A 19,105-nucleotide genomic window follows, 5' to 3' on the forward strand; every position below is an offset into this window, starting at 1 on the left:
GCCTCAGAAGCGGTAGGTGTAGCGCACTTCGCTGGTAAAGGGCCGGCCGAGGTTGTCCACCGCCGGCGCGCTGCTGGTCATGCTGGTGGTGTAGTCGCGGTCGAACAGGTTCTCCACCAGCAGGCTCAGGCGATGTTGCTGGGCCCTGTCGAGGTAGCGATAGGCATCGGCGTCCACCACCGAGTAGTGGCCGTAGTCGACCTTCTTCGCGCTGTCGATCTGGCCGATGTAGCGGATCGCGCCCCCCACGCCCCACTGACCATCCTCGGACTCGTAGCCCAGTCGCGAGCGGGCGAAGAAGCCGGGAATGTTGCTCAGGGTCACGCCGTTGCGCGACTCCAGCAGATTGCGGGTCAGGTCCGCCGAGAGGTTCCATCGCGGGCTGAACTGCCAGCGGCCGTCGACCTCCATGCCGCGCACCTTGATCCGCCCCTGGCCATTGACCCAGTGGATGCCATCGAGGGCAATCAGGTCGTCGATCTTGCGCTGGAAGGCCGTGACGCTGGCGTTGAACTCGCCGGCCAGCAGGCTGCCCTTGTAGTCCAGGCCGAGCTCGGCATTCAGGCTCTTTTCCGGCTTGAGGTTGCGGTTGCCTTGTTCGTAGTCCTCGTTGACGAACAACTGCTCGGCGTTGGGCAGCTTGAAGGCGCTGCCGTACTGGCCGCGCAGTTGCCAATGGGCGTTGAGGTCGTACAGGGAGGTGAGCATGCCCACGGTGGCGCTTTCGCCGCCGCTCATCTTCTCGTGGCGGATGCCCAGGCTCGGGTGCCAGTCGGGCAGCGCCGCGAACACCGGGCGCAACTGGGTGTACAGGGCATTGGCCTGGGCCTGGTTATTGTCGATCTTGAGCACATCGTCCTGGCCCTTGAACCACTGGTTGTCGGTGCCGAACACCAGCACATGGCCGCCGTCCAGCTCGGCCTTGCCTTCGGCCTGCAGGCCCCAGTCGGTGAAGCCCCAGTAGTCGTTACGGTTTTTGCTCACCAGGCGGCCGTCCTTGAGGCTGTCGATCTTGGTGTAGCGCGTGTCCCAGTCGTTGACATGGCCCTTGACGAAGTAGCTGAAACGCTCGCTCAGGCGCTGCTCGAAGGTCGCGGTGGCGATCTGCTGGATGCGGTCGTTGGTGGTCTTCTGGTTGTTCACCGGGCGGGCGAAATCCAGGTTGGCATCGCTGTACTGGTAGAACAGTTCCAGGCGCGAATCGTCGGCGAAGCCCTGGATCGCCTTGGCACCGAAGGTGGTCACTTCATAGCCGCGCTTCTTGTCCCGGGTGCTGGCGCTGTAGGCGCTGTTGCGATAGGGCTGGTAGCCATCGGAGACGTTGTGGCTGACATAGGCCAGCAGGCCCAGGTCGCCGAAACCATTGCTGAGGATGCGCTCCACCCGGGCATCGCCGCTTTGCCCCATGAAGCTGTCCAGGCCCAGGTTGACCTCGCCGGAGGTGTCGCGGGTCTGGGGGCTGCGAGTGACGATGTTGATCACCCCGGACACCGCCTGGGTGCCGAACAGCAGGCTCTGGCCGCCCTTGAGCACTTCGATGCGTTCGATGGCATTGGCCGGCAAGGTGTCCAGGTACAGGCCGCCGTACAGACGGTTGTTCAGGCGTACGCCGTCCAGCAGGATCAGGGTGTCGTCGTTGCGGCCCCCCAGCAGTGAATAGGTGCCGTAGTCGAAGGGGCCGTTTTTCGGCGCGACGTAGAGGCCGGGGACGTACATCTGCAGCACTCGGGTGATGTCGCTGCTGGGGCCGGCGCGTTCGATCTGCTGGCGGTCGATGATCTCCACCTTGCTGCCGTACCGGGCCATTTCGGCCACTGTGGTGGACTCCACCGAAGGGGCGGAAACCCATTGCCGCTCCAGTGTCAGGGGAGTGTCGTCCGCCAGCAGCAGGGGGCTGAACAGGCAGCCGAGCAGGGCACCGCTGAGGGGGCGCCGAGGTGCACGCCAGTCGCATGCAAGGAAGGTGTCAGTTGTTGTCATTCTTGGTCTTCTCGAAAGTGACTTCGGGAAGCACGCAGGAGAAGGTATCGGCCACAGGCACGCGACCATACCGGCCCATGCCCGCCCACCGCAGGATTGCCAAACAGACGTTTCAGGCCGGTCTCCGGGCTTGCGAGTCTGGCGGCATTCGCCTTCCCATACCTTGGGTACAGTGGCGTGTTGAATGCAGCACTCGCTTACCGTTGCGGGGGCAGCACCGGACTGGCCCTGAAAGGGCGCACCGGTTTCCCGTTTCACCTCGTGCACGGCGGCATGAGGCACCTGAAACTGGGCGGCATATGAACATTCGCCCCGGCGTTCGTCAATCTCGTGGCTACAGGGGTAGGGCGGCGTCCGGCGCGAGGGCGATCCCGGACTGGCCCTGAGGCCGCGCCGGGCAGGCCAACAGTGGCACGGCGCGTACCGAGTCCCCTGGCTGCAGTTGCAGGCGCTTGGCGGTCAGGCGGTCCACCAGCAGGCAGCCTGAAACCAGGCGCCCGGGGGCGGCGGTGATGCGGCAGTTTTCCAGGCGGCGGTTGTGAATCAGCCACACCGGCGCCTGTTCGTCCGGGCGGCCCACCAGCAAAGGCAGGGTCTGGCTTTCGCGCACGCTGCGGATCTTCGCCACTTCGGCCTCGATCAGCGGCCCGCCGTCGAAGATATCGATGCAGCCCTGATGGCTGAAGCCTTCGTCGCGCAGGATGTTCACCGCCTGCTCGGTGCTCTGGTGGGCCTGGCCGATGGCCGCCTGGGCCTGTGGGCTGAGCAGGCAGGTGTACAGCGGCTGGCGCGGCATCAGTTCGGCGATGAAGGATTTGCTGCCATGGCTGGACAGGCGATTGGCCTGCTGGAAGTCCATCTTGAAAAAGTGTCGGCCCAGGCTGTCCCAGAACGGCGAGCAGCCCTGGCTGTCGAGCTGGCCACGCAATTCGGCCACCAGCTTGTCGCCGAACAGCGTCGGGTGCTCGGCGACGAACAGCAAGCGTGCAGTGGACAGCAGGCGGCCGGTGTAGCCCTGGCGCTGGTCGCGGCGCAGGAACAGCGAACACAGCTGGGATTGCCCGGTCATCTCGTTGCACAGGAACAGGGTCGGGATCTCTTTGTCGATACCCAGCCCCGGGGCTCTGCCACGGGTGATGCCGACCCGGTAGTTGTAGCAAGGCTCGCGCAGGCCGATGGCGCCGCTCAGGCCGCAGATGCCGATGATTTGCTGGTCGTCGTCCTCCAGCACGAACAGGTAGTCGGCATCGGCCCGTTCCACCCGGCTGGCGAAGGTGCGCTGGGCCCAGCGCAAGCGATGGGCCAGGCGCTCGGGGTCGGTGGAGAGGTTGTTCAACTCGCGACAGCTGCCCTCCAGCAAAGCCAGCACGCCGGGCAGATCGGTGACGCGGATCGGACGGACGATCATCGGTGCACTCCTTGCAACAGTCCCGGGCAGCGCAGAAGCGGCGGGCCACTCATAACGCGATTCCCCGTACCGGTTCGCCCGGTGTCACTTGCAGGGCCTGGAGCATCGACGGGTCGAGCCCGACCACATCGCCCGGGGCTTCATCCAGAGGCGCGACAATGGCGCGAAATCCCTGCAGTCGGTCATTGCTCAGCAACCAGTGGCGACCCTGGCCACTCTGGGGGCTGAGGTAGCTGGTCGCGACCCGGCTCTGAACGATCGAGCGTAGCTGGTTATTGCGCGCCTGCAGGGTCGGCCCGGCATCGAACAGGTCCACATACTGGGTAGGCGCGAAGCCCTCGTCGATCAGGATGTCGCAGGCCTCTCGCGCATCGGGGTGAATCCGTCCGATGCAGTCCTGGGCCGACGGCGGCAGCATCGGGATGTACAGCGGGTACTGGGGCATGAGTTCGGCCAGAAAGCCCCGGCCCTGAAGGGCGCACAGGCGTTCGGCCTCGATGTAGGGCAGGTCGAAGAAGTGCTGGCCCACCGCCTCCCAGAACGGCGACTCGCCGGCGGCGTTGCTGTAGCCGACGATCTCGCTGATGGTGCTCTCGGCAAAGCGCTGGGGGTGAGCGGCCATGAACAGCAACCGCGCCCGGGACGTCAGTTGCGCCAGGGGCGTGCCCGACAACGCCGGGTCCACGTGGAAGCTGCGCAGCAGGGTTTGTTCGCTGAGGTCCTGGCACAGGGACAGGGTCGGCACCCCGTGTTCGATGTTCAGCTCCCGGGAGCTGCTGATGAAGGGCCGGTTGCGCAGGCTGTAGAACGGCGCGGCAAAGCCCGCCGTGGCAAGAATGTCGGAACAGCCGTGGAGCAGGCCGCTGTCCGGGTCCTCGAGCACCAGAAAGTAGTTCTCCGGGCCCTGGCTGGCCTCGGTCTTGGCAAAGGACGCCAGGGAGTCGAGGATCCTTTCCCGCAGGTAGGTTTCGTCATCCACCAGGGACGTTACGCCCAGCAGGCGTTGGCGGGCCAGGCGCAGCAGTTGGGGCAGATCGAATAACGCCACGGGACGCAAAGCCAGCATGGGTGCACTCCTGTATCAAGGGCCGCTCGCCCCGGGGGGCGAACATGGGCCAGACATCACTGTCGGTTACCACGCAGTTCCACGGCCGCGGGATCCGCCGGCCTGTCCCCGGGCGGCTCTTGGCGGCTGCCTCGGGGGGAAGCGCGACGCCATCCGGCGCCGCAGGTAATTCACTTAGGGTTTGAGCGGATCGGGCAGGGCGGCACCGCTGCCCAGCTTGTTCAGCAGGAACAGGTAGACCAGCCCGGCGGCTATCCAGATGGCGCCGAGCTTCTGCGCATCCACGCCCATGTTGTACATGATGGCGCTGACGATCACGAAGCCGATCACCGGGCAGATCAGGTGGCGGATCACCTGGCCGGACTTCTGCCGGCGCCAGTAGAAATTGATCACGGTGATGTGCAGCAGCATGAAGCCGCTCAGGGCGCCGAAGTTGACCAGTGAGGTCAGGGTGTCCACCGAGTTGATGAACAGGTAGCAGATCAGCAGCGACAGCACCGCCACCAGGTAGATGCTGATGTGCGGGGTGTTGTGTTTCGGGTGGACCTTGGCCAGCACCTTGGGCAGCTTGCCGTCCCGGGCCATGCCGAACAGCAGGCGCGACACCGCGGCTTGCGAGGTGATGGCCACCGCCACGCCCCAGGCCAGCGCCGTGGCCACCCCGGTGAGGGTCGCCAGCCAACTGCCGGCGGCCAGTTCGGCGATCTCGTAGAAGGCGGTGTCGGCGGACTTGAAGCCCATGCCGGCGGCCAGGTCCGTGGCGATCCAGGTCTGCACCACGAAGATCGCCCCCATCACCACCAGGGTGATCAGGGCGGCGCGACCGACGCTGCGGCCGGGATCGCCCTTGACCTCTTCGGCGAGGGTCGAGATGGCGTCAAAGCCCAGGAACGACAGCACCGCAATCGAGACGCCCTGCATCAGCATGCCGAAGTGGAAGTTTTCCGGGCTGTACAGCGGCGCCAGGGTCAGTTGGCCGTTGCCGGTGCCGCCGTGCAGGGCGTTCCAGGCGTAGAACAGGAAGATCCCCAGGACCACCAGTTGCGCCAGCAGGAACAGGATGTTCATCCGCGCAGTGAAGGTGATGCCCCGCAGGTTGACGAAGGTGGCGCTGACCAGGAACGCCAGGATGAAGCCGACCTTGGGCACTTCCGGGTACAGGTGGTTGAGGGCCATGGCCGCGTAGACGTAGAGCAGCGGCGGGATCAGCAGGTAGTCCAGGAGCATCAGCCAGCCGGCGAGAAACCCGACATGGGGATTGAGGCCGCGCTGGGCATAGGAGTAGACCGAGCCGGCGATGGGGAAGGCGCGGGCCATGGCGCCGTAGCTCAGGGCGGTGAAGACCATCGCCACCATGCCGATGATGTAGGCCAGGGGCACCATGCCCGGGGCTTCCTGGTTGACGTAGCCGTAGACCCCGAACGGGGCGATGGGGATCATGAAAATCATCCCGTAGACCACCAGGTCGCGCAGGCTCAGCCCGCGCTTGAGTTCCTGTTTGTAGCCGAATTCTTCAATCTCCATGAAGCAGTTCTCCTTGTAGCCAATGTAAGTGGGCGCATCCGGCGGCGAGGGTCGTCATTGACGCCTCGCGCGCCGGCCTGTGTTTGAACCTGGCAGGGTTAAAGACACACCACAGCGGTTTTTCTTGTTGTTGTTCCTGTCCTGCAAACAGCCTTTGTTGCGTTCAAGCGTCTTTCAACATCCGTTACAGCAGTGGCGCCAGACAGTCGCTCCAGTGCTGCACCGCTTCAGGGCTGCGCAACAGGTCGTTGCGCACCTCGATCAGTACCGACTCCAGGCCCCGGGCATCACCGTGCACCGGCACGGTCATGTCGCTCAAGGGGTCGATTTCATAAGGCTGGTTGCCCGCCACCTTTATCGGCAGGGTCCACAAACCTTCCAGTATCCGCGCCGCGTAGGCGGTGGCGCTGCCATACAGCACGCCGACTTCCAGCGCGCGTGGCTGGCTGTAGTACACCGGGGTGAAGCTGTGAATCCCCACCACTCGTACCTCGCGCCCCTCGGCCAGGCGCCGGTCGATGATCCGCTGCAGACGCTGGTGGAACGGCGTGAACAGCTGCTGGCGGCGGTACTCGCGGGTGGCCTCGTCCAGGTGCTGGTTGCCCGGCACCTGATAGATCTCGCTCTGCAGCGGGATGCTGTCGGGGGCATGCCGCGGCCGGTTGAGGTCGATCAGCAGGCGCGAATAGTTGGCCGCGATCAGGGTCGCGCCCAGGGCCTGGGACAGGCTCTGGGCCAGTTCCAGGGCGCCCGGGTCCCAGGCGATATGCTCGCGGGCCGCCACCTTGTCCAGGCCCAGGTCGTGCAGGGCCGGTGGAATGTAGTGGCTGGCGTGTTCGCACACCAGGATCAGCGGATGCGTGGAGTCTTCGCGGAACAGGCGATAGGCCGGCTCGGTATAGAAACCGTGCTCGGCGGATTTAGTACAGGTGTCCATAGTGCTCACAGAGATCGGCAGCGGTCAGGTGCTCGGTCAGGGACACTTCCTTTTGTTTGACGGCGAAATAGGTGCTCAGCAGCTCCGGCGGCAGGGTCTGCAGCAATTCCGTGTTGCTGCGCAGGCATTCCAGGGCCTGGGTCAGGGTGCTGGGCAGGGGGACGATGCCGCTGGCCAGGCGCTGTTCGGTGCTCAGCTCATCGGGGACCTTGTCGGTCATTGCGTTGAGCGGCAGCTTCTGTTCAAGGCCCAGGCGTCCGGCGATCAGGATCACGGCCATGGCCAGGTGTGGCGAGGCGGTGGCATCCAGGGCGCGGAATTCCAGGTTGTACTGCGGCGCCACGGGCTTGCCGCCGATGTCCACGGTGGGGCAGATGCGCAGCGAGGCTTCGCGGTTGCGCAGGCCCAGGCAGGCGTAGGAGGCGCTCCAGTGATGGGGTTGCAGGCGTTCATAGGACAGCGGCGTCGGCGCGGTGAAGGCGCACAGTGCCGGCAGGTGCTTGAGCACCCCGGCGGCCCAGTGCTGGCCCAGCCGTGACAGGTCGTCGCCGCGGACCGCCTGGGGATCGTAGAGCAGTGGCGTGCCGTCCAGGTCTTGCAGGCTCAGGTGCAGGTGCACCCCGTTGCACACGGCGTCCGCCGCGGTCTTGGGGGCGAAGCTGACCCGTTGCCCCAGCTGCCGGGCCACCTCCCGGGTGATCTCGCGCACGTTCACCGCGCGGTCGGCGGCGGCCAGGCCCTGGGTCGGGCGGCAGGTGATCTCGTATTGCTGCTTGCCGTATTCGGGGAGGAACATTTCCGGTTCGACAGCGGCCGCCCGCAATGCCGCTAGCAGCCAGCCACCGAAGGCCGCGCCCTGGCGCTGGGCCTCCAGGGAGAAGGCCAGGTGCTCGCGCTGAGCGGCGCCGCTGTCGAGGTTGAATTCGTGCTCGAAGGCGGCGGTGATCTGGATGCCCAGCTCACGGTAGCGCTCGACCTCGTTGCGCAGCAGGGTGCGCGGGCAGGCGGCCCAGGGGCGGCCATCAGTCTCGCAGATGTCGGCGTGAATGAAGTCCAGGGGCGCCGCCGTGGCATCCGGTCCGGCACCGACAGTGACCCGGCTGTCCAGGTCGGGTATTAGCCGCAGGTCGCCATAGGCGCCCCAGGGGTTGTCCTCGGCGATCAGGTCCTGGGGCGTCAGGGCGCTGTTGGCCGGCACCCAGCCACAGCCGCCGACCCGGTAGCGCTCCAGCTCGTCGCTGGGAAAGGAGCGGCCCCGGGTGACGCCGATCAAATCGGTGGTGACGATGCTGGTCATGGCCAGTGGCGTCAGGGCCTCGATGCCCTGGCCGCGGCTCATCCGCGGATCTCCCGCAGGCGGCCGAGCACGGTCTGGGTATCGGTGATCCAGCAGTAGCCCTTGATCGCATTCAGGCAGGCCTGGTGCCGAGTATCGCTATAGGTGGCGCAGGCGTCCTCGACCAGGGTCACCAGGTAGCCGCGGTCGGCGGCGTCACGCACGGCCATGTCCACGCACTGGTCGGTGACGATCCCGGCGACGATCAGGTGCCGGGTTTCCAGGTTGCGCAGCACGTAGTCGATGTTGGTGGAGTTGAACACCCCGGAAGAGGTCTTGGGCAGGACGATCTCGTTTTCCACCGGTGCCAGCTCGTCGATGATTGCCGCCTGGGGGCTGCCCTTGGGCAGGTGCATGTCCGACAGCTTGTGGTCCAGGGAGCGGTCACGGCCGTCGGCGGTCAGGCTTTCGATAATGGTGTGCAGCACGTTCTGCCGTGCTTCGCGCACTGCGGCCAGCAGGCGTTGCTGGTTGGGGATCACCTGCTCCCGGGCACGCTTGAGAAAGGCCTCGCCCTCGGGGCCTTGCAGGTGCGGGTCGAACTGCGGTTCGAGCCAGGCGCGCTGCATGTCCACCAGCAGCAGGGCCGTGTGATCGACGACGAAGGGCAAGTCCCGGGGCGAACGGTGGGGCAGGCTGAACATCCTTATTTCTCCTCCAGCACATGGGTATCAAATTGCGCCCGCAGGGCGTCGATGCCCTCCAGGCGTTGATCAAGATCGGCGCTGCGCGGGGTCAGGCAGGCGATCAGCGCCTCGACCTGGGCCAGCGCCGGGACCAGGGTGTCGAATGGCGACAGGGACTCCACCGGGGCACTGATGATCAGGTCCGCCAGCTCCCGCAGCGGCGAGGCATAGATATCGGTGAACAGCACCACCCGGGCGTTGCGCGCCTTGGCTGCGCTGGCCACCCGCAGGGCCTGGGACTGATAGCGGCGGTAGTCGAACAGCAGCACCACATCCTGGCGCTGCAGATCGAACAGGCGGTCCGGCAGTTGCGCGTTGTCTTCAAGAAAGAAACAGCCGGGGCGCATCAGCCGCAGGTGGTTGAGCAGGTAGTGGGCAAGGAAGCTGCTGAAGCGTCCGCCAAAGCAGTACAGCTGATGACGGCTGTCGAGCAGCCAGTCCATGAGTACGCGGATGTCTTCGGGCTGGGTCAGGGACTGGGTGTCGTGCAGGGCGCGCTGGCTGTCCGCCAGGTAGCGGCTCCAGGTATCGCCCTGGGCCACTTGTGAGCGTGGGCGCAGCAGGGTGCTAGGGGAGCGCAGGCGGTCGTCCATGTCGCTGAGCAGGGCTTCCTGGAATTCCCCGTAGCCGCTGAAGCCGAGTTTCTTCACCAAGCGCACGATGGTCGGGTCGCTGACCCCGGCGTGTTCTGCCAGGCGTGACATTGGCCCCAATCCGTTGCGCGGGTAGTGGTCGAGCAGGGCGCGCACGACTTTGCGCTCTGAAGGCGTCAGGTCGAGGGCGGGGTCGGTGATCAGGTCTCGGAGAGAGGGCATCGGGGTGCCTTGGAAGCTGAGTGTCGTTTTTGTTTCATAAAATGGCTAAATGATATTTATGTAATGGACGTTACATGTCTAGTGAAATTTGCGTTGGTGGTGAAATGCTCTGAAATGGGGCGGGGCGGGGTGGAGTTGAGGCGGGGGGACATATCCGTTGCTGCGGGTGGGGCGGTTGGCGGTTTCGCCCTTACGGCGAGTCACTTTGGAAAGAGCCCAAAGTAACCAAAGGCTCTTGCCCCTCCACTCGGTGCCTCGCCTAGGCTCGGCATGCCCGAACTCCGGCATTGATCCGTGGGCCGCCGCCACCGGCCATCCATGGCCGGGTGGCGGCTAACCCGGCATCCCTGCCGGGTTACCCACGGCTCAAAGCCTGCGTTCGGCCATCGTGGTTAACGGGGCGTTCAGATCAAGATCAAGATCAAGAGCCAGACGGCGGCCTTGCGGCCGGCCTGAAGCTAAGGGTCGTGCGTTTCTGTAGGAGCTGCGGTGGTTGGGCCTCCGTAGGAGCTGGCTTGCTAGCGAGGGCGTCCGCACAGGCGCTGCAGGTCTTGCGGGCCTCTTCGCCGGCAAGCCGGATCTTGCCCTGACGGAATGGTTCAACAAGGTGGGCAATGAGGCGCTGGGCGAAAGGCGTTCGATCAAGGCGCTCAGGCTTTGCCCACGCTGCCCACTGGTCGATCGAGGGGCGCTTTCTTTGGCCCGTCGCTATCCAGTTCGATCAGTTCGGCCAGGGGGACTGCCGGGGAGAAGATGTAGCCCTGGGCGCAGCGGATGCCAATGCTCTGGAGAATGTCGATCTGCTCCTGGGTTTCGACCCCTTCGGCTGTCAGTGTCGCCTGGTACAGGCGCGCGCTTTCCTGGGCGATGGAGACCGCGGTGCGCATCCGTTCATAGTGCAGCAGGGAAATCATCGAGTGGTCGATCTTCACTTCGCTGAAAGGATACTTGGCCAGGATGCTCAGGGCCGAGTAGCCGGTGCCGAAATCGTCCAGGGACAATCCCACGCCGTGATCCTTGAGCAGAAGCATGTTGTGCGCCACTTGCTGGGTGTCTTGCAGCAGGGTGCTCTCGGTCAGTTCCAGGGTCAGGCGAGCGCCGGGAAGCCCGGCTTCCTTGAGGCGCTGGATCAGCAGGACGGCAAAGTTGGCATCGCTCAGGGTCGAGGACGAGACGTTCACCGCCAGCGGTCCTTGGAGTCCGGCATCGATGTAGTACCGGGCGTCGCGGATCACCGCTTCGATGGTCGCCCATTCGAAGGCTTGCTGCAGGTCGTGGTGGCGGATCACTTCCAGGATCAGCAAGGGGGAAATCGCCGCGCCCTGGTCGTCCTGGGCCCGCAGCAGGGCTTCGGCGCCGATGATCGTGCGTTGGCTCAGGCAGAACTTGGGCTGGTAATACAGCGGCGGGGTGTTCGATCGCACCCACTCCAGCAGTTGCTGGCGGATGCGTTCGTTGTTTTGCGCCTGTTCGATCAGCGACTGGTGCAGGTACCGCACCGGCTGTCTGTTGTCCTGCAGGGCCAGGCTGATGTTGCGCAAGGTGACGTTGGCGCTGTCTCCGGCGCAGGCATCGATCACGCAGAACTGCAGCTTGGGCGACAGGCTGCCGTCGCTGGGCAACCCGGCCTGCAAGGTCATCTGCAGGGTGGCGAGCAGCGCCGATTCTTCGACCTGCTGGATGGAGCGGTAAGGCACCACCAGTGCCAGGCTCAGGTCCGAGAACATGAAGGCGCGGTGGGCGGCGCTGGCTTGCAGGGCATGGCTGGAGGCGCCGCTGCTGAATTCTTGCGCCAGGGAGATCAGCAACTGGTCGGTCCAGTCATGGCCGTGGATGGCGACCAGGTCCTTGAGGTTGCTGATTTTGATCACGATCAGGGTGTGGGGGATGCGCCGCTCTTTGTTTTGCTCCAGCATCTGGTCGAGGTGGTCGCGCAGGGCACGGCGATTGGGCAGTTGGGTGGTCGGATCGGTCAGGGCCTGTTGCAGCAGGCTTTGCTGGGCCAACTGGTAGCGCGCCTCGCGGCGCAGCATGGCGAATATCAGGATGATCATGGGCAGGGAGAGCAGGGTCGAGCTCAGTCGCAAGGACAGCAGTTGCGCGGTGATGCTGGAGCTGACCGTGCCCATCCAGTCGATGATCTGCATCGGGACGATGGCCGCGCCGAGTCGCACCAGGATCACCAGCAGCATGTCCTTCAGGCTCAGGGCGCTCAGGTCGCGGGTTTCGAACCAGCGATGGAGCAGCATGCCCCCCAGGGCCACCAGGCTAAAACTGAACAGCGCCTCTTCGAACTGCGCGGCGCCGGCAATCCAGTAACGAGCCAGTGCCACCAGGACCAGGCAGGTCATGCCGCCCCACCAGCCTCCCAGCAAACCGGCGAGAAACAGCATGTCGTTGCTCAGGAAAATCTTCACCGGGGTCTGCATGAACCCGGAGGCGAGGGCGATCAAGGCGGCGTTGCTGGTGCCCAGGATCAAACCCAGCAGGATCTTTTTCGACTTGATCAGGCGCTGGGCGTCCTGACGCAGCATCAGCAGGATGCTGAAGATCCCTACCAGGGCAACGTATTGCAGCAGGACGATGGGTTGGAGCGAGGCGTTGAGCGCAAGGTCGAGAGACAGGAGCTCCCACATACCGCTGTGCATGGTGTCGAGGTACCTGATTCGAGTCGAAGTGTGGGAACTTCGCGGAGAATAAAGGCGTACTGTTTGGGTTGCCTATAAGCCATTTCTTGTTTGGTGATCAGGCTTTTCTTGAGTTTCTGAGGAATTTTCAACCTGTCCCCTGCTGGGAAATAGCCCCGTGGTCGTGCTAAAAACCGGCCTCAGCCCTGATGTTCCTTTGTCGAGATAACCCCTTGCCGGCCACCCGTTTGACGCTGATCTGCCACGCCCGTACCGCCGCCCAGAAGCTGGGGCGCTTTCCCCTGGACGAAGCCGTGGAGATGGATTGGCAGGCCCAGGCCCTGAGCCGGGCTGCGCAGTTCAGGCACCACCCGCAGGTGCTGTGCGGGCCGGAGCGGCGAACCTGTCAGACGGCGGCGCTGTTCAGCGCAGCGCCGCAAGTGCAGGAAGCCCTGCGTGACTATGGCTTCGGTGCCTGGCAGGGGATGGGGATCGGCGATCTGCAACGCCAGCAGCCGCAAGCCTTGCAGGCCTGGCTGGATGACCCTCACAGCGCCCCGCCGGGAGGCGAGTCGGTCGCCGGGTTGTGCCGGCGCGTGGCGCAGTGGCTGGAGCAGATGGCCCAGCGTCCGGGGCACTGGTTGGCAGTGACTCATCCCTTTGTCATGCGTGCGGTGCTGCTGCAGTTGCTGCAGGCGCCCCTGGGCAGTTTCAACCTGATGGATATCGAGCCCCTGTCGCGGATCGATCTCAGCCATGCCGGTCGCTGGCGCCTGCGCCTGGATGGCCGTGACTGAGAGCTGTGCCCGGCGTTCGGGGCATTTCTCCGGGCGCCAAAGCCGCCCATACTTGCCCCCTGGCACAGCAGCGAGAACCAGATCCCCATGAAAACCCTCCTGATCATCGGCATCGGCGCCGGCAATTCCGATTTCATCACCATTCAGGCGATCAAGGCGCTGAACCGCAGTGACGTGGTGTTCCTGATGGACAAGGGGCCGAGCAAGGACTCGCTGATCGATCTGCGGCGCGAGCTGTGCCAGCGTTATCTCACCGAGCGTCCTTATCGCTTCGTCGAAGCCCAGACCCCGGAACGCCAGCGCGGCGATGTGGACTACCAGGCCAGCGTCCAGGCCCTGAACCAGGACAAGCAGCAGGTCTTCGAGCGGCTGATCAACGAGGAACTGGCAGAGGGCCAGACCGGTGCCTTCCTGGCCTGGGGCGACCCGTCGCTGTATGACAGCACCCTGCGCATCCTGCAGCAGATCCTGGCCAGTGGTGCGGCGCAGTTCGAGTATCAGGTGATCCCCGGCATCACCAGCGTCCAGGCCCTGGCGGCGCAACACAAGGTGGCGTTGAACCGTATTGGCCGTTCAGTGGAAATCACCACCGGGCGGCGTGTGGCGGCGGGACAGGTCGGTGATGCCGACAGCCGGGTGGTGATGCTCGATGCCGAGGACTCCTACCGCCAGCTGCGCAATCAGGACCTGGACATCTATTGGGGCGCCTACCTGGGCACGGCGGACGAAATCCTCATTGCCGGGCGCCTGGACGAGGTCGCCGACGATATCCAGCGGGTCCGTCGCCAAGCGCGCGAGGCGCATGGCTGGATCATGGATACCTACCTTCTGCGCAAACCGGAGCCTTAGACACTGGCCGGAATGGATACCACCGGATAAGCGTGGTGTTCTTCGCCGGCAAGCCAGCTCCTACGAGGGGGATTTTTGGCCGAAGCGTTCGCGGTAGGCCGAGGGCGGCAGGCCCACCAGGCTGCGAAAGGCCACGCGAAAACTTTCCACCGAACGATAACCGCAATGCAGGGCGATGCTTTCCGTGGTCTGGCTGCCGCTTTCCAGCAGTTCCCGGGCCCGGGCCAGTCGCTCATGTTGCAGCCAGGCCTTGGGCGTGGCGCCGGTGGCGGCGCTGAAACGTCGCAGGAAGGTGCGTTCGCTCATCAGCGCCCGGGCCGCCAGATCGCTCACCGTCAGCGGCTCATGCAGGCGCTCCCGAGCCCATTGCATGACCTGCGACAGGTCGCTGCGCGGGGTGCGGCTGACCGGAGCCGGAATGAACTGGGCCTGGCCGCCGGTCCGCTGGGGCGACATCACCAGGCGTCGGGCCACGCTGTTGGCCACCCGAGTGCCAAAGTCCCGGGCCACCAGGTGCAGGCAGGCATCGATCCCGGCGGCGCTGCCGGCAGACGTGATCAGTTGGCCGGCGTCCACGTAGAGCACATCCGGGTCCACCCAGATGTCCGGGAAGCGCTCGGCCAGCTCTTGGGTGTAGCGCCAGTGGGTGGTGGCGCCCAGGCCGTTGAGCAGGCCGCTGGCCGCCAGAGCGAACACCCCCGAGCAGATCGACAGCAGCCGCGCGCCGCGGTGGTAGGCCCGGCGCAGGGCTTCCATCAGCTCGGGCGGCGGCGCCTGGTCGCGGCTGCGCCAGCCGGGAATGATGATGGTCCGGGCCTGCTCCAGCAGTTCCAGGCCGCCATCGGCCAGTATCCGGATACCGCCCGCGGCACGCATCGGCCCCGGGTCCACGGCGACGATGCAGTGCTCATACCAGGGAAAGTCGAACTCCGGCCGGGCCAGGCCGAAGATTTCCACGGCGATGCCGAATTCGAAGGTGCAAAGGCCGTCATAAGCCAGGATCGCGACCAGTCCGGGAGGATTGTGCATTTGGCGGAAAGTTACCAGTGGGTGTCCGGAGCGCCACTTTAACGCGGTGGGGCAGGGCCGATAAAGTTCTTCCCACCTTAATCGCCACGTTCTGGAGACGCCCATGACCAGCCTGGTCCGCAGCATTGCCGCCGCCCCTTCGGCCATTGCCCTGATGCATTTTTGCAACCGCCTGACCTTTGAGACCGACTGCTCCGACGTCTACAGCAGCCAGGAGGCCGGTGAAGTGGATTTTGTCCTGGTGGATGTGCGGGGCCCCGAGGCCTTTGCCCGCGGCCATGTCCCCGGGGCGATCAACCTGCCCGGGCACTTGCTCACCGTCGAACAGCTGGCCGGTTATCCCCGCGACACCCTGTTCGTGGTGTATTGCGCCGGTCCTCATTGCAACGGTGCGAACAAGGCGGCGGTCAAGCTGGCGGCCCTGGAATACCCGGTCAAGGAGATGATCGGTGGGGTCACCGGCTGGCTCGATGAGGGCTTCGAGCTCAGCACCGGGCAACCGCGTAGCGAGGGGCCGGATCTGTCCTGCGCCTGCTGAGGGGCCACTGCGCTGGCGGCGGCCCCAGGCTGCGGCTAGCGCAGGATGTGTCGGTAAAAATGGTCCGTTCTGAGGCGAACGTCGGGTGTTTCAGGGTCAAATGCACCACGCCGGGGCGAGGGGGAGGGCGCAGAATCGCGGCAGCGTGTTTTTTATAAGTATTTGTCGCATAAACACAATTTGCTTCCCGGGAGCCGCTCTAGACTGCTGGCCACTTCGATTTGCCCATAATCGAAACCAGCCAATAAAAGTCTCCGCCTCCTGGAGTTATAAATGAATAAGTTTGCGCTGTTTGGTGCCTTGGCACTGTCGCTGTTTTCCCTGACCGCTTCGGCCGATGAGGCCAAGCCGATCCGTATCGGTATCGAAGCCGGCTACCCACCGTTCTCGATGAAGACGCCCGACGGCAAGCTCACCGGTTTCGACGTGGACCTGGGCGATGCCCTGTGTGAGCAGATGAAGGTCAAGTGCACCTGGGTCGAGCAGGAGTTCGACGGCCTGATCCCGGCGCTGAAGGTGAAGAAGATCGACGCCATCCTGTCGTCCATGACCATCACCGACGATCGCAAGAAGAACGTCGATTTCACCATCAAGTACTACCACACCCCGGCGCGCTTCGTGATGAAGGCCGGCACCACGGTCAAGGACCCGCTGACCGAGCTCAAGGGCAAGAAAGTCGGCGTACTGCGCGCCAGTACTCATGACCGTTTCGCCACTGAAGTGCTGGTGCCGGCCGGCATCGACCTGGTGCGCTACGGTTCCCAGCAGGAAGCCAACCTGGACATGGTGTCCGGTCGTGTCGACGCGCTGCTGGCGGACTCGGTCAACCTCGACGACGGTTTCCTGAAAACCGACGCCGGCAAGGGCTTTGCCTTTGTCGGTCCCGAGTACAACGATCCGAAGTACTTCGGTGGCGGTGCCGGCATTGCCGTGCGCAAGGGCGACAAGGAGCTGGCAGAGAAATTCAACACGGCCATCACCGAAATCCGCGCCAACGGCAAGTACAAGCAAGTGCAGGACAAGTACTTCGACTTTGATGTCTACGGCGAGTAAGCCGCAGGCTGCAAAGCTTGGGTAAAAAAGGTGGCGCCCGTGATCCGGTCGCCACCTTTTTTGTGCGCCGCTGTTTTATTCTGCGCCACGCCTTTTTTGATCCCTGGAGCCACTATGCAACGCATCGACCATTCCTTGCCCTGGGGCCACCTGGGCACTGCGCGCCAGCTCAGCGTGTTTCGCTTCGGCAGCGGTGGCCGCAAGGTGTACATCCAGGCCAGCCTGCACGCCGATGAGCTGCCGGGCATGCGCACCGCCTGGGAGCTGAAGCAGCGCCTGACGGAACTGGAGCGCCAGGGGCGTTTGCAGGCTGTGATCGAACTGGTGCCGGTGGCCAACCCCATCGGCCTCGACCAGCAGGTTCAGGGCAGTCACCTGGGGCGTTTCGAACTGGGCAGCGGCAAGAACTTCAACCGTGCCTTCGTCGAGCTCAGTGGTCCGGTGGGCGACTTGATCGGCAAGCAACTGGGCACTGATGCCGCCGTCAATATCGCCTTGATCCGCCGCACCATGGTCCAGGTGCTGGATGAGCTGCCGGCTCCAGACTCGCAGCTGCAAGCCCTGCACCGATTGCTGCTGCGCCATGCCTGCGACGCCGATATCACCCTCGACCTGCATTGCGATTTCGAAGCGGCGATCCACCTCTATGCCTTGCCCCAGCACTGGCCGCGGTGGCAGTCCCTGGCGGCGCGTCTGAAGGCTGGTGTGGCGTTGCTTTGCGAGGACTCCGGCGGCAGCTCTTTCGACGAATCCTGCTCCTCGCCCTGGCTGCGCCTGGCCCGGGACTTTCCCCAGGCGGCGATTCCCCCGGCCAACCTGGCCACCACCCTGGAGCTGGGCAGCATGGGCGACACCCGGGTCGAGCAGGCGCGAGCCCACTGCGAGGCCATCCTCGGCTTTCTGGCCGAGCAGGGCCTGATCAGTGGCCAGTGGCCCGCTGCACCGGATCACTGCTGTGAAGGCATGCCTTTCGAAGGCACCCAATACCTGTTCGCACCGCACCCCGGAGTGGTCAGTTTTCTGCGCGATGCCGGCGAGTGGGTGGAGCGCGGCGATGCCCTGTTCGAAGTGGTGGACCCCTTGAACGACAGGGTCAGCACCGTGCGTGCCGGCACCAGCGGCGTGCTCTTTGCCCTGGACCGCGGGCGCTACACCCAGCCGGGCATCTGGCTGGCCAAGGTGGCCGGCCGCGAGGCGATTCGCGCCGGCAAGCTGATCAACGACTGAACCGCCAGGGGCGACGCTGACGAGGCGCAGCAACTGGGTTGCCAGGGAACGCTCGGCTGCGTCGGCCCTCGATCCGCCATCGCGCCCTCGCCGGCAAGCCGGCTCATACAGTAGATGTGTCCATGTCCCGAGTGTCCGTGTCTATCCGCCTGCTGTTCACCCTGTGCCTGCTGGCAGCCGGCTTCAATCACCTGCGCGCCGCCCTGGACCATGGGTTGCTCTGGGACTATGGCTATGGCGTCGACACGCCCCTGGCCAGCCGGACCTTCTGGGGCGCCCTGACCTTTTTTGATCCGCTGGCGGCGTTGCTGCTGTGGGTGCGCCCGCGCTGGGGGTTGGTGCTGACCCTGGCGATCATCGTGCTGGATGTCGTGCACAACAGTTTCTATGTGGCGGCCCACAGCCAGTGGCTGGAAACCTTCTACCTGTCCCAGGCGGGGTTCGGGCTGGCGGTGCTGGTGCTGCTGCCTTTGGCCTGGAGGGGGCTGGGCTCACCCCCTGAGTTGAAGCGGGTCTACTGACCGAGGATGTGCTTCATCAGCGCCGCATGGCCGGCCTTGTCGGCGGCCCGGGAAATCACCTGGATCACCGCCATGCGGGTGCCGGAGCCGGCGATCAGGGTCGAGTTCAGGGTCTGGCCGCCGCCCTGGGTCGCGGTGCTGTCGATCTGCCGCACACCGAGGCCCTTGAGGGTCATGCTCTTTTCACTCTGCTTGCTGAAGTCCGGCAGCGCTGCGGCCTGTTGCGACAGGAACCCGCTGACCGCGGCATCGAGAAAGGCGCTGTCGTTGTCCTTGACCTGAGCCGCATTGGGAATGCTGTTCTGCGCGGCGATCACCACGGTGCGGGTGGTGGCGTTGGAATACAGAGTGCCGCTGGCGCCCGCGGTGCCGTCGGCCTCGCTGCCGGCCGGCAGGGCCGAGGCACTGAAGCCCTTGGGCAGGGTGAAGGACAGCTTGCCGTCGAGCATCGAGACTTTTTCTCCCGGCGCCGCTTTGGCCGCGGACTTGTCGGCGGCAACCGCGTTCAGCGCACCGAAGCCCGCCACTGCGGCGAACACCAGGACCAGGGCTTTTCTAGCGAAGGATGACATGCACAATCTCCGGGCATGGGATCAGGGGTGCGCATCATCCCACGGTCGTTACAGAAGGCTCCAGAAGGATTTTTCGTGGTGGATCAATGACCACAAGCTGTTTCGGTTCTTGAGGTCTACAAGACACCGAACAGTGGCAA

17 protein-coding genes and 1 riboswitch are annotated in these 19,105 nt (G+C 64.8%); of the genes, 6 read left to right on the forward strand and 11 right to left on the reverse strand.

Annotated features, from left to right (window positions below; all coding sequences use genetic code 11):
* Positions 1–3: 3 nt before the first annotated feature.
* The 9 genes from ACMGF8_RS16470 to ACMGF8_RS16510 all read right to left on the reverse strand — a co-directional run bounded on the left by ACMGF8_RS16470 (position 4) and on the right by ACMGF8_RS16510 (position 12,400).
* A complete protein-coding gene (locus ACMGF8_RS16470) occupies positions 4–1,980 on the reverse strand; it encodes a TonB-dependent receptor plug domain-containing protein (RefSeq protein WP_240321969.1) in 1,977 nt (658 codons plus the stop codon).
* 97 nt (positions 1,981–2,077) lie between these two features.
* A riboswitch (cobalamin riboswitch) is annotated at positions 2,078–2,281 on the reverse strand.
* Positions 2,282–2,314: 33 nt separating this feature from the next.
* On the reverse strand, positions 2,315–3,388 hold the full coding sequence (locus ACMGF8_RS16475) for an arginine N-succinyltransferase (RefSeq protein ID WP_102861857.1): 1,074 nt from the start codon (positions 3,386–3,388) through the stop codon (positions 2,315–2,317).
* A gap of 49 nt (positions 3,389–3,437) precedes the next feature.
* Positions 3,438–4,454, reverse strand: coding sequence for an arginine N-succinyltransferase (locus tag ACMGF8_RS16480; protein WP_115582069.1), 1,017 nt, complete (start codon positions 4,452–4,454; stop codon positions 3,438–3,440).
* A 174-nt stretch (positions 4,455–4,628) separates the two neighbouring features.
* On the reverse strand, positions 4,629–5,978 hold the full coding sequence (locus ACMGF8_RS16485; protein ID WP_102861855.1) for an APC family permease: 1,350 nt from the start codon (positions 5,976–5,978) through the stop codon (positions 4,629–4,631).
* 184 nt (positions 5,979–6,162) lie between these two features.
* Complete coding sequence (locus ACMGF8_RS16490) at positions 6,163–6,915, reverse strand: N-formylglutamate amidohydrolase (RefSeq protein WP_115582070.1); 753 nt, start codon at positions 6,913–6,915, stop codon at positions 6,163–6,165.
* Positions 6,899–8,254, reverse strand: coding sequence for a glutamine synthetase (locus ACMGF8_RS16495; protein ID WP_416756778.1), 1,356 nt, complete (start codon positions 8,252–8,254; stop codon positions 6,899–6,901). Before ACMGF8_RS16495 ends, ACMGF8_RS16490 begins: the two co-directional genes overlap by 17 nt.
* Positions 8,251–8,895, reverse strand: coding sequence for an isochorismatase family cysteine hydrolase (locus ACMGF8_RS16500; RefSeq protein WP_102861852.1), 645 nt, complete (start codon positions 8,893–8,895; stop codon positions 8,251–8,253). Before ACMGF8_RS16500 ends, ACMGF8_RS16495 begins: the two co-directional genes overlap by 4 nt.
* A gap of 2 nt (positions 8,896–8,897) precedes the next feature.
* Positions 8,898–9,752, reverse strand: coding sequence for a MurR/RpiR family transcriptional regulator (locus tag ACMGF8_RS16505; RefSeq protein WP_102861851.1), 855 nt, complete (start codon positions 9,750–9,752; stop codon positions 8,898–8,900).
* 650 nt (positions 9,753–10,402) lie between these two features.
* Positions 10,403–12,400 (reverse strand): EAL domain-containing protein, encoded by a 1,998-nt coding sequence (locus ACMGF8_RS16510; protein ID WP_416756779.1) that lies wholly within the window; start codon positions 12,398–12,400, stop codon positions 10,403–10,405.
* 212 nt (positions 12,401–12,612) lie between these two features.
* Here ACMGF8_RS16510 and ACMGF8_RS16515 point away from each other — a divergent pair, with 212 nt between their 5' ends.
* Positions 12,613–13,176, forward strand: coding sequence for a histidine phosphatase family protein (locus ACMGF8_RS16515; RefSeq protein WP_102864115.1), 564 nt, complete (start codon positions 12,613–12,615; stop codon positions 13,174–13,176).
* 87 nt (positions 13,177–13,263) lie between these two features.
* Positions 13,264–14,025 (forward strand): precorrin-6A synthase (deacetylating), encoded by a 762-nt coding sequence (gene cobF / locus ACMGF8_RS16520; protein WP_416756781.1) that lies wholly within the window; start codon positions 13,264–13,266, stop codon positions 14,023–14,025.
* A gap of 60 nt (positions 14,026–14,085) precedes the next feature.
* Here cobF and ftrA read toward each other — a convergent pair whose 3' ends face one another.
* On the reverse strand, positions 14,086–15,054 hold the full coding sequence (gene ftrA, locus ACMGF8_RS16525; protein WP_115582076.1) for a transcriptional regulator FtrA: 969 nt from the start codon (positions 15,052–15,054) through the stop codon (positions 14,086–14,088).
* A gap of 103 nt (positions 15,055–15,157) precedes the next feature.
* Here ftrA and ACMGF8_RS16530 point away from each other — a divergent pair, with 103 nt between their 5' ends.
* The 4 genes from ACMGF8_RS16530 (at position 15,158) to ACMGF8_RS16545 (ending at position 18,393) form a co-directional block, all read left to right on the forward strand.
* Entirely contained in the window at positions 15,158–15,592 is a 435-nt protein-coding gene (locus ACMGF8_RS16530; RefSeq protein WP_102864118.1) for a rhodanese-like domain-containing protein, read from the forward strand.
* Between the two features lie 273 nt (positions 15,593–15,865).
* Complete coding sequence (locus tag ACMGF8_RS16535; protein WP_102864119.1) at positions 15,866–16,645, forward strand: ABC transporter substrate-binding protein; 780 nt, start codon at positions 15,866–15,868, stop codon at positions 16,643–16,645.
* Between the two features lie 114 nt (positions 16,646–16,759).
* Positions 16,760–17,872, forward strand: coding sequence for a M14 family metallopeptidase (locus ACMGF8_RS16540; RefSeq protein ID WP_305948332.1), 1,113 nt, complete (start codon positions 16,760–16,762; stop codon positions 17,870–17,872).
* Between the two features lie 122 nt (positions 17,873–17,994).
* Positions 17,995–18,393 carry a hypothetical protein gene (locus tag ACMGF8_RS16545; protein WP_305948333.1) on the forward strand — a complete coding sequence of 133 codons (399 nt, stop codon included), beginning with the start codon at positions 17,995–17,997 and terminating at the stop codon, positions 18,391–18,393.
* On the opposite strand, the gene ACMGF8_RS16550 is transcribed toward ACMGF8_RS16545, so the two are convergent.
* Positions 18,387–18,965, reverse strand: coding sequence for a hypothetical protein (locus ACMGF8_RS16550; RefSeq protein WP_115582079.1), 579 nt, complete (start codon positions 18,963–18,965; stop codon positions 18,387–18,389). The genes ACMGF8_RS16545 and ACMGF8_RS16550 overlap by 7 nt on opposite strands.
* Positions 18,966–19,105: the final 140 nt, after the last annotated feature.

It is taken from the genome of Pseudomonas sp. BNK-7 (assembly GCF_048072025.1).
GTDB lineage: Bacteria > Pseudomonadota > Gammaproteobacteria > Pseudomonadales > Pseudomonadaceae > Aquipseudomonas > Aquipseudomonas danubii.